5 protein-coding genes are annotated in these 11,014 nt (G+C 44.5%); 4 read left to right on the top strand and 1 reads right to left on the bottom strand.

Translation table 11 applies throughout. The features are described from left to right. The first annotated feature begins 97 nt into the window (after nucleotides 1-97). The 4 genes from IJJ71_RS04665 to IJJ71_RS04680 all read left to right on the top strand — a co-directional run bounded on the left by IJJ71_RS04665 (nucleotide 98) and on the right by IJJ71_RS04680 (nucleotide 8,439). Nucleotides 98-1,111, top strand: coding sequence for a tyrosine-type recombinase/integrase (locus IJJ71_RS04665; protein ID WP_296845607.1), 1,014 nt, complete (start codon nucleotides 98-100; stop codon nucleotides 1,109-1,111). 85 nt (nucleotides 1,112-1,196) lie between these two features. Beyond that, nucleotides 1,197-7,280, top strand: coding sequence for an alpha-2-macroglobulin family protein (locus IJJ71_RS04670; RefSeq protein ID WP_296845608.1), 6,084 nt, complete (start codon nucleotides 1,197-1,199; stop codon nucleotides 7,278-7,280). Between the two features lie 16 nt (nucleotides 7,281-7,296). Then, a complete protein-coding gene (locus IJJ71_RS04675) occupies nucleotides 7,297-8,175 on the top strand; it encodes a hypothetical protein (protein ID WP_296845609.1) in 879 nt (292 codons plus the stop codon). 18 nt (nucleotides 8,176-8,193) lie between these two features. After that, a complete protein-coding gene (locus tag IJJ71_RS04680; RefSeq protein WP_296845610.1) occupies nucleotides 8,194-8,439 on the top strand; it encodes a hypothetical protein in 246 nt (81 codons plus the stop codon). Here IJJ71_RS04680 and IJJ71_RS04685 read toward each other — a convergent pair. Further along, nucleotides 8,411-10,699 (bottom strand): ankyrin repeat domain-containing protein, encoded by a 2,289-nt coding sequence (locus IJJ71_RS04685; RefSeq protein ID WP_367113218.1) that lies wholly within the window; start codon nucleotides 10,697-10,699, stop codon nucleotides 8,411-8,413. The two genes, IJJ71_RS04680 and IJJ71_RS04685, sit on opposite strands and share 29 nt — an antisense overlap. Nucleotides 10,700-11,014: the final 315 nt, after the last annotated feature.

Consider the following 11,014-nt stretch of genomic DNA (forward strand, 5'->3'; position numbering starts at 1 on the left):
AAAAAATGAATTTTTTTGAAAAAAAGACTTGCAAAAGTCAACGAAATGTTGTATTTCTTTGCCCCCTTTCCTTCGTTTTTTAAACTAGGAGAAAAACATGGTCGAAGGAATCACACTGAATGAATTTCTTGAAAATTGCGGCAGATTTGCGGAACACCTGAAAAAACAAGAAAAGGCAAAAAACACGATAAAAAAATATCTGCGCGACTTACGCTCTTTCGCAGATTTTGCGCGAGAAAGCGGCGAAAGCGAAATCACAAAAACGCTCGTTCTGCGCTACAAAGAAAAACTTTCAACAGAAATGAAAAAATCAAGCGCGAACACAAAGCTAATTTCACTCGGAATCTATCTTAAATTCCTCGACCGTTACGATTTGCACGCAAAAACTTTCAAAATTCAAAAGCGCACGAGCCTAGACAACATTCTCTCAGCACAAGAATTTAAGGTTCTCATCGAGACAGCGAATTTTTATCAGAAGAAAAAAATTTCGGCGATTATGCAGGTGCTTGCCTGTACGGGAATCAGAGTCAGTGAACTGAATTTTTTTACTAAGGAAGCCCTCGCCGAGCGGAAAATCATCATCACGAACAAGGCGAAAACACGAGAAATCATAATCCCCGACAAAATCCGTTCGCTCCTCGCCGACTATTGCGCAGAAAACGGAATCGAGTCGGGCATCATTTTTCATGGGAAAGACAGAAATTCTCTTACAGACAAATCAGCAATCTGGCGCTCAATGCACAAAATCGCAAAACTCGCGGGAATCGAAGCGAAAAAAGTCCACGCGCACAATTTCAGACATCTTTTCGCCAAGACATTCATGAAGACGAACGGAAACATCTTCGACCTTGCCGACATTCTCGGTCACAGCTCAATCGAAACGACACGGATTTACACTCGCACCACGACCGAAGAAAAACGCGAGCAGATAAACAAAATCGCCGAATGCTTTCAGGACGAGCGAAAAGAATTTCTGAGTCAAAATCACGGAACCGAGATAGAAATGAAAGATTTTTACGCACTTTACCTGAAAATGAAGGAACAAATCATCGAATTTGAAGTCATTTTGAGAAACTTTAAAGAAAAGCGACCAGAATTACTGAATAAGTAAGCGAATTTGCCTGAAAAATAACGGTTTATTATTTTCTATAAATAAATTATAATGTCCTCATCGATTTACCGGTGAGGATTTTTTTATGAAAAAGTTTTTTGGCATTCTTTCAGCCGTTTTGGCTTTGAGCCTTGTTTTTGTCGGAATCTCTTCATGCAATAAGAAAAAAAGTACCTTTGTATATCAGGGAACTTCCAACAAGATTACGCAGAGTGTTTCCAGCACAGGCGAGCGTGTTTATGATGTCGGAGATTTCTTTACGCCGGACTACACGCCTTATGAGCCGGAGCCTGAGAGCGTTGCTGGCAAGCTGAGCCTATCTGCGCCAAAGGTTAGCGGCGGTAAGATTGAAAGCATCATTCCGGGCTTACGAAAACTTTCTGAATACAAAACTTCTTACAACACAAAGAAAACTGATTTTAAGATTCCGGAAGTCACAAAAATGTCCGAGGATTCATCTTCAAAGGGCAAAAAGGCAAAAAAAGACGAGCCTTTCACAGTAACTGACTGGGGGCCGCAGGGCGTGATTCCAAGCGATGTGAGATTTCCTTCATTTTATGTGCTTTTTTCGGAGCCGGTAGTTTCACTTGCGGCCGTCAATCAGCAGAGCGATGCCAACGAATTCTTAAAAATCGAGCCGCCAGTAAAAGGCGTTTTCCGATGGAACGGCACTTCCCTGCTCTCTTTTGATACGACAGAGGCCGTAAATCCTCTTGAGGTCTACACAATCACAGTTTCAGAAAATATAAAATCCATAAACGGAAAATCACTCTCAGGCGAGCATGTTTTCAAAACGGAAGCCGCCCCGCTCAAAGCCATCTGGTCTGCACCAGGATATTCCAGAAGCAAGTGGGTTGACAAAAATGAAGTTCCGCCTGACTGCGCAAAAGAGCTTCGGGTTCAGTTCAATTATGAGGTAAAAGCGGAAGAACTCAAAAACATATCATATATTATTTACGGAGGAAAAGAAGGTCCTGAAGTTCCTTTCACCGTTCATCAGGACATGATTGACACCGTAACTTACAAGTGGACACAAAACATTCCTTACAATGAGGAAGTCCGCCTTGTTATCAATGGTGATGTCCAAGCAAACTTCCACACCCTCACACCTTTCGTCTATGAATATAACAGCGAAGGCTCTTCTTACGGAAAATACACGAATCCTGTCAGAATCTACTTCTCACACCTGCTTGACGAAAACTCAATTCTAACGGCGGTTTCGGTAAAAAGCGACAAGGGCGAGAAAATGCCTTTCACCAAAGATAATTTTGAAGTCTCAGGCGGCACTCTCAAAGTCTACGGCCTCCCTGTCACATTCCATTCAAAATACACGATTGAAATCAGCAAAAATATTAAAGATATATATGGAAGAAACCTGAATCTCAGCGGCAATTCAATCAAAATCACAATCGAAGTGCCAGGCCCGGAAAGCACTGTTAAGTTTACGGACAGCGGAGCAAAGATGCTCGAAAGCCAGTTCCCGCACAGGCTTGTATTTGAGTACCAGAACATCAAGAAAGGTTCTTATTGGCTGGACAACACGGCATATCCTTTTGAGCTAAACAACAGGGATTGGACTGACCAGAGCCGCACTGATTTGAAAACCACTCCGAAAGACGAGCGAATCTTTGAAATCGTAAGCTTTGACGACAAACTCAAAGGCAACTACGGCTGGGTCGATTTTTATGCGAATATAGAGCTTCCTAGAAAACCAACGAAATGGGATTCGTCAACAAGCTATACAGAGACAAACAGGATGACAATTCAGGTCACGAATCTTGGTGTCACTGTCCGATACGGAATGAACAGAATTGTCGCCATGGTAACTCAGCTTTCGGACGGAAAACCTGTCGAAGGTGCGACAGTTTACGCCTATAAAAGCAGGAAAGCGCCTTTTGATGAGATTAAGAGGGGCGGTCTTTCTGCAAAATCCGACAAAAATGGACTGGCCGTGATTGAAATTCAGCAGGGAGAAGGTTCAAAAGTCTACAATAACGATTATTGGTCAGATCCTGCGATTTATGTCGAAAAAGATGGCGACGCGATTCTTTTTGAGCCTGATGACCACGCTCCATGGAGATCTGGAATCTATTCTTATGGACGAGCCTCAAAGAAAATCGAAGGTATTCCACGCATCTTCATGTTCTGTGACAGAGGACTTTACAAACCAGGCGAAACAGTCTCATTCCGTGGAATCGACCGAAATCAGGTTTTAGGAACTTTCATTCCAAATGCTGACGAAGATTACACGGTCACTTTAATGGAAGACACCTGGAGTGATGCAAAGGAATATGGAAAAATCAAAGGATTTACAAGCGAATCGGGCGGATTCTACGGCTCATTCACTATTCCAGAGGACATAGAGCCAGGAATTTACAAAATCGTTTATCAGCGACTGGCCGGCGGCAAAAGGCAAGAGATGCGAATCAATGTTGCATTCTTCGAGCGACTGAAATTCCAGACAGCAGTTGCAATGCCAAAAACACCTTTAATCTCCGGCGACAAGATTCAGGCAAACTTGAACGCAAGCTACCTTGCAGGCGGGGCACTGGCAAGCGCAAAATTTGAGACAAACTGGTTCCGTGAGTCTTGGTATTTTACGAGCGACGAGCCGGATTTCAAGCAGTACACATTCGGCCCTGCAAATTCAGATGACGGACGCTCTCATATCCGCGAAGATTCTGGTGCTTTGGACGCCAACGGAAACGCAGTGCTTTCTTGCGAGACAAGCGGCGCATCAATCAAGGGTGCGCCTTACCGCTACAGGGTCAGTGCTGATGTCACAGATGTATCAAATCAGGAAGTCTCTGCTTCGGGCATTACGATTGTCCATCCGGCAAGCTATTACATTGGACTTTCTAAGCCGGAGATGCAGTCAGCATTCGCACGAAAAGGCGAAAAACTCACTTTCACTTACAAACTGGCAAGCCCGGACGGAAAGCTGGTCGCAAATGACAAGATGGCTTCACTTCTCACGGGAAACGGCAAGAAAATTGAAGTCAAGCTCACCCGCGAAGACTGGAACCTTGTTCAGCAGCAGGGTGTCAACGACATTTACAGCCGTTACGAAAAAACAGAACTCACAGAAGTCGAAGAAAGCATAAATCTTTCAGCAACCGGAAAAATCATCGTGACTCCAAAAGAGCCTGGCTACCACAAGATTCAGCTCTCATCAAGCGACAAACAGGGAAGAACGGTCATCACCGAGTACAAATTCTTCGTCACAGGAAGTGGCCGATGCTCTTGGTATCAGGAAGATGCATCTTCTTTGAGACTTACCCCGGACAAGAATCAGTACAATCCTGGCGAAACGGCACACATTTTGCTTGAAAGCACTTTGCCGGAAGGAAATTATCTTATCACAGTTGAGCGAGAGGGTATTTTCACTGAGGAAGTTCGTCACTTGGACGGTCAGATTCATGTAATCGACATTCCAGTTGCACGAAATTATGTTCCAGTGTTCTATGTCTCAATCTCTTCTTATTCAGTGCGGCAGGGCGCGCCTAAGCACGAATATGGCGAAGAAGACTTGGACAAGCCGAAGGGATTCTACGGCGTAACAGAAGTTTTCGTAAATCCACGCGTAAAATCATTCTCTGTAAAAGTTGAGAGCGCAAAGCCTTCTTACAGGCCGGGCGAAGAGGCTGAAGTCACATTGACTGCTACAAAGGGCGGAAAACCGCTCGCAAACGCAGAGCTTACATTGATGGCAGTTGACCGCGGCGTTCTTGATTTGATTAATTATCATGTTCCGGATCCGATTTCTTTCTATTACAACACAAGTAACTTCCCTCTTCAGGTCTGGGGCGGTGACTCACGCGCATACCTCATGGATCCTGTCACTTATGAGGTCAAAAATCTTAAGGGCGGTGACAGTGACGAGGACGACAAAATGAATGAACGGAGCGACTTTAACCCGACGGCAGTTTTTGAGCCGATGCTTAAGACTGACGAAAACGGAAAAGTCACAGTCCGTTTCAAGCTTCCTGACACTCTCACGACTTACCGGGTCACTGTTTTCGGCGTGAACGGAGAACTTTTGGCATTGCAGGAAGACGAAATCGCCGTTCAGAATCCGATTAATGTCCAGCAGGTTTTGCCAAGGGAATTGAGGGAACGAGATACGGCTGAGCTTGGCGTTCTTCTTACAAACCTTGATGACAAGGCTCACGATGTCACTGTCTCTCTCAAACTCAGGGAAAATGACAAGAAAAAGGCCGAAGAAAATGGAATCACTTTAAAAGACGGAAAGGCCTTTGTTGACGGAAAAACTGAACACAAGATAAACGTTCCGAGCGGAGCAAACACGACAGTCTACTTTGATTTGGCAGCCGAAAAAGCAGGTCTTGTAACGCTTGAATTTACGATTAAGAGCGACATCTTGAACGAAAGGCTTGTCACTCCAATCAAAATCGAGCGTCCGTATATTTTTGAGACGGTAACGGCAACAGGCCAGCTTAATGAAAAAGATGAAAGCGCGACGGAGCGGGTCGTAATTCCTTCTTATGCAAAGGACATGAACGGCTCTCTCTCAGTCACCCTTGACGCGACCCGTCTTGGACTTTTGGGCGGCGCAGTCAAGTATCTTTTTGAATATCCTTACGGATGCCTTGAGCAGCAGAGTTCACGAGTTCTTCCTCTCGTTGTTTTTGAGGATTACATCGATGTATTCGGACTTGAAAGCGAAGTCACAGACATCAGAAAATGCGTGAAATCTTACTTCCAGACCTGGAAAAACTGCCAGCACTCAGACGGAGGATTCGGTTACTGGCCGACCTCACACTATTCAAATCTCTTTGTCTCTACAAGAATCGCGCATATCTACGCCCTCGCAAAGAAACGCGGTTACTCTGACAAAGATTTGGGTGTCGATATCAATAAATTGTGCGATTATATTTACGAGGAGACAGAATCTCTTGGAAAGAAAGCCGAGCTTAGAGTCCGAAGTCAGAGCCAATATGAAAGAATCGCACTATACTACAGCGACTACTGCCGTGCTTTCAGTTATTATGTTCTTGCTTTGAACGGAAAGCCAGTAGCAGACACAATGCTCAACTCAATCCTTAACCGTGACAGGCAGGATATAGCAGCCCTCGCCCTTATCGGATTGGCTTCAATCGAAAAAGACGGAACGAACTCATTCAATGCAAAAGAAGCGGCAAGGATTATCCGAACATATACTCGTCCGACAACCCGCGGAATCGACATCACGAATCCGAACGCTCCGAAATGGGCTTATGCTTACTACGGAGACGAGGCCGAGAACCTGGCCCTCACCTTGCAGCTTTTCACACAGCTCGACAAGGACGATGAAATCAACACAAGGCTTGTTTACTCACTTTTGAGCAATCAGCGTGCGGGCTACTGGAAGAACACGGCAACGACGGCACGAGTTTTGGATGCAATTCACACTGTAATCAAGACAAACAACCTCGACAAAACGAACCTTAACGCTACTGCCCTCTTCAACAAAGGAGAGTTTGCAAAAGGCGAGTTCAAGGGTGCGGCGGCAAAACCTGTCACTGTCACAGTTCCGTTCGACGATGCAAAAATTGCTTCGGTCAAAAAAGACACGGAGCTTCCGCTGGACTTCTCAAAGAAGGGAAAAGGCTCACTTTACTACACTACGACTCTTCGTTACGCAATTCCAGAAGAATTGCAGACACCAAAAGATATGGGTCTCGGAATCGTAATGCAGCTCTACGACAATGCCACAGGAGAAGAAATCAAGGCAAACGGTGAGAACACGACCATTGAGCTTGAAAGCGGAAGAACTTACAAAGTCAAGCTCACGCTCTCTTCAAGCTATGACCGTGACTTCATCGCATTGCGTGCGCCTGTTCCAAGCGGAGGGGAGATTCTGGACGCGACTTTCGTAACAAGCCCGGATGCAGCCGAAAACGCAAGTGGCCAGGGCCAGTACTCAAGTGACCGCGATTATTACTCAGGCTACTTCTACGGAAGCGACCACTACATGAGCAATCAGGCTATTTACAATGCAGAAATCCAGTTCTTCTGGGACAGTTTCGGCAAAGGAAAGACAACAGCGGAATTCAAATTCCGTGCAGTTCGCCGGGGTGTATTCCCGACACCGCCGGTAAATGCAGAATGTATGTACGAGCCGGAAATATTCGGTCGCACAGGCGGCGTTCTGTACACGATAAAATAAAGGCTAAGGAAGCTCTATGACAATTACAAAAAAGAAGACATACAAGGCTCTCGTAATCATAATGGCGCTCTCGTTTGCAGTGGGACTGACTTCGGACTGCTTTAACAAAACAGGATTGTTCCGTGGAGAAATGCATGTTACCCTTCTTCTGGCATTCGCACTGTCGATGTTTGATTTCGCCGCGATTTTGATTTTTGACAAAATACGGAAATTTATCGGCTTAGAAAAAAAGAGCGTAAAGCCATTTATAGTGTGCGCGGCAGTGTTTTTCATTGCGACCTTGATTTTCTACGGCTCCCTTGCAGCTGACGACATCCAGAAATTCGGATTCATCAGTTTTCTTGCGGAACTCACTATTTTTTTCTATGTCCTGCCGTTTTCATGCCTGTACCTCATGCTTTTCCTGATTGATGTTGACGAGAGCGAGCATATCGTTTCCGTTTCTTTTGAGGACTATGTCTTGACAAGGCGTGAGTCAGAGAAAGAGAACAAAGACAACACTCCGGTCACAATCAAAAATCTCCGTGCGCCGGAGCAATACTTTAAAGATGAGGAATACAAGTCGCTTTTTGAGGAGAATTTTGATTCAATCATGGAGCAGGCACTAATGGCTGCAAAACCCCTGATTTTTGAGAACAACCTTCAGTATGACACATGCGGCGAATATTTCCTGTCAAGAATTGATTTTCTGGATGACCTGGATTCTGACGCCCCGCTCAGCATCGACCTGACTTTCATCAGCAAAAAGACAACAGTTTACACCCTTTACGGATTAGTTGACCTGAATTCGAGGACAACTGAAAAAGATTACTGCCGGGTTTTATGCGAATTCAGCTATGACAAATCAAATGAACAGCCGTTTATCCTAGAAGAAGCAGCTGTCGAAATAATTTAAAACAAAAAGAGAAAAAAAATGGAAGAAGGTTTGAAACTTTCAAATGCGGTTTACAGGTATGCGCTTGGTGGATTTGTGAAGCTTCGTGGCGGTGCGCTAAAATTGTATGAGGACAGGGTTGAGCTTTCAAGACTTTTCGGCTCGATTACAATTCCACTTTCAGAGCTGGAGAACGACAAAAAAAGCGGAAGTTTTGATTTTAAGCAATCGGCATCCGCTTTTTTTATGTTTTTTTTTATTCGGATTTTGCTCCGTGCGCTTTAAGGAATTCTATGGCGGCCTGAGTACCGTCAGAGCCTTCCCTGTCGTTCAGAAGCATGGCAAGCGGAGTCTCCCCGCGCTCATTTTTAATGTTCACATCAGCCCCCTTTTCGACAAAGAAACGGATTGCCGCAAAGTCCTTTTCGTTTGTATTTGTACAAAAAGCATGAAGGACATTTTCACCTGTTTTTGAGCGGGCATTTATGCTAACCCCATGCTTAAGAAGATAATCGAGCAGGACTTCAAGTTCTTTTCTTTGGCGGAGCTTCAGCGATTTTTCATTCTGATCAATTTCACTATCCTCAGTAAAGAGATTGTTAATCCACAAGTTAGCCATAGCTGAAATCGGGGTGCTGTTCCCATTTTTGCCTCTGGACCACCATGTCGTAATCTGTTCAGGGATTTTTAACCCAAGAGACTGATAGAGGTCAAGAAGCGGAATCGGTGAAACATAACGGTAAGAACCCATGTCCATCATGTGAAAGGCATCTTCCACAAGAGTTAGATTCAACTTTAGCCCTGAGTTCCAGAAAGTTCCAGAAATATCAGAGTCTGTTTTCTGCATAAGGACTAGGACATTTTTGATGTAATCCACAGTCTTTTCCACAGGCTGTTTTCTATCCTCGACTTCTCTTCTGTAATAATCCCCCATCAGCCCAAGAAGCACATTTCGCTCCTCTTTTTTGACAAGAGGAAGAAGTTCCGAGAGAGCCGAAAGATTATGATTTTTGAATGCCGTCTCAAGCATTTTCGGAGAATATGCAGCACCAGCCTCAATCAGAGCAGCCCGAACCTCTTCATTGTTTTTTCCGGCCTGCCAGCTTTCCAAAACAGAGAAATTATGAGGGCCTCTTTCCTCAGAATCATTTTTTTCTTCATTTTCGACCTTAAATCCGCTCTCAGAAAGGAATTTCACCATCTTCGGGTCAGGGTTAAAACATGCCGGATAGCAGAAAATCTGAACCGGACGGTCGTAAGAGTTATGAGAGCCGTTTTTATCAAAATCAGCCTTCCAGTCGCCCAGAGCCTTGAGTGAATCGACAGTTCCGAAAGAAAGCTCCGTGCCAGCAGTCTTTTTATATGGCAGGAAAACGCCTTTCTCAGAATCATATTCAAACTTAAGCGGAACAGAAAGACAAATCGCCCCGCCTTTCGGATAAACGGTAATTCCTACATCAGAATAATAATCCTCCTCTCTTATACCAAAGTCATAAGACAAATCCCGCTTTTCAATAAAAGAAAGTGCCTTGAAAATCTCGTCGAGCGAAGAAGAATGATTTGTCGCCGTCTGCTCCTTCCAGCTCTGATTTTTCCATGCGTAGATTTTCAGATTAGACGGATAAAGCTCGAACACGCCGTAGCTCTGGTCATGCCATGTAAAAAGATAATGCTCGCCGTTCGGATTCAGATAGATGTGGAACAAATTGTAGCTGTAACCGCCGCCAGTTCCAGGCGAAAAACCACGGTATAAAGTTCCGGAAAAAGCCCCGCTCGGCCGAGTCCAGTAACTTTCTCCATCCTCACCACTTGTCTTAACATCGACAAAGCCGTCTTTGCTCACGCGGACATTCTCACTTCCGACATCGAGGGTGTAAAGGGCTTTGAGGATTTTCTGAACTTCCGGGGAATAAAAATATGGAACTGCATCAGAGTCATAGTAAGCCCCGTAAATCTGCCTGCGTGAGATTCCCGCATTTACCGCAATCTCGTCAATCGCACAGTCATTAGCAGAATCAGTTCCTTTGTAGACGCTTTCGATTACAATCTTGATTTTCGAGTAAAGTTTGTCGTACATATTAAGGTTTATGTACTGAGCGAAAGGCGTGTCAGAGAAAGTGTATTTCTGGGGATTTTTCTCATCATCGTCAAGAATGATTTTAATTTCTTTTGGACGGTTGTTTGCCCAATAATAAGCCAGGTTTCCGAATCCGTTTTTGATGCAGATATATTGGATCGTGGTAGGCTCTTCCAAAGTGATTGTGACGCTCTCCCCGCTTCCGTCTCCTTCGCTTCCTTCAACCCAGCTTGTCCAGTGAGCGTTCGCAAGATTTTTGACTGAGTATTTTCCACTTGCACTATCAAGCTCGCTTGAAGCAGTTATTTCTTTTATAAGGCCTGTTTTTGGATCGAAAGATTTGCACCAGGCCACCCACTCCTCCACGGTATAAGATTTTCCCGGAATGATGAATTTTTCGACTTCCGTATCAGAAAAGCATGAACCTCTAAGATTAATCGGATTCTCAGGGAACTCAACGAGTTTCATCTTCCTTTGGCCATTGAATTCGGAATCAGGGATTTCAACGCCGCACCTTTCAAAACAGCCGCCGCCAATCCATCCGTCAAACTTATAGATATGAACTTCTTCGAGCGAATGATTATTCTTAAAGCCCTCGATGCTCGTAACTACAGTATTTTTTGGGAAGAAGACGGCACGAAGACACTACTGTCCAAGATAAGTTAGGTACTTTTTAAAGTCTGTAATTCGTGGTAGAGTTTTGTTACCACACAATTTTCTACCAGAAAAGGAATTACAGACATGAGCAATCATAACACAAAACTCGGACAGTTACTATCCCTG

The sequence above is a fragment of the Treponema sp. genome, assembly GCF_017430385.1.
Lineage (GTDB): Bacteria > Spirochaetota > Spirochaetia > Treponematales > Treponemataceae > Treponema_D.

Excerpts from the sequence above, each read along its gene's own strand:
- IJJ71_RS04665 (WP_296845607.1), top strand. The coding sequence starts at position 98 with ATGGTCGAAGGAATCACACTGAATGAATTTCTTGAAAATTGCGGCAGA.
- IJJ71_RS04670 (WP_296845608.1), top strand. The coding sequence starts at position 1,197 with ATGAAAAAGTTTTTTGGCATTCTTTCAGCCGTTTTGGCTTTGAGCCTT.
- IJJ71_RS04675 (WP_296845609.1), top strand. The coding sequence starts at position 7,297 with ATGACAATTACAAAAAAGAAGACATACAAGGCTCTCGTAATCATAATG.
- IJJ71_RS04680 (WP_296845610.1), top strand. The coding sequence starts at position 8,194 with ATGGAAGAAGGTTTGAAACTTTCAAATGCGGTTTACAGGTATGCGCTT.
- IJJ71_RS04685 (WP_367113218.1), bottom strand. The coding sequence starts at position 10,699 with ATGAAACTCGTTGAGTTCCCTGAGAATCCGATTAATCTTAGAGGTTCA.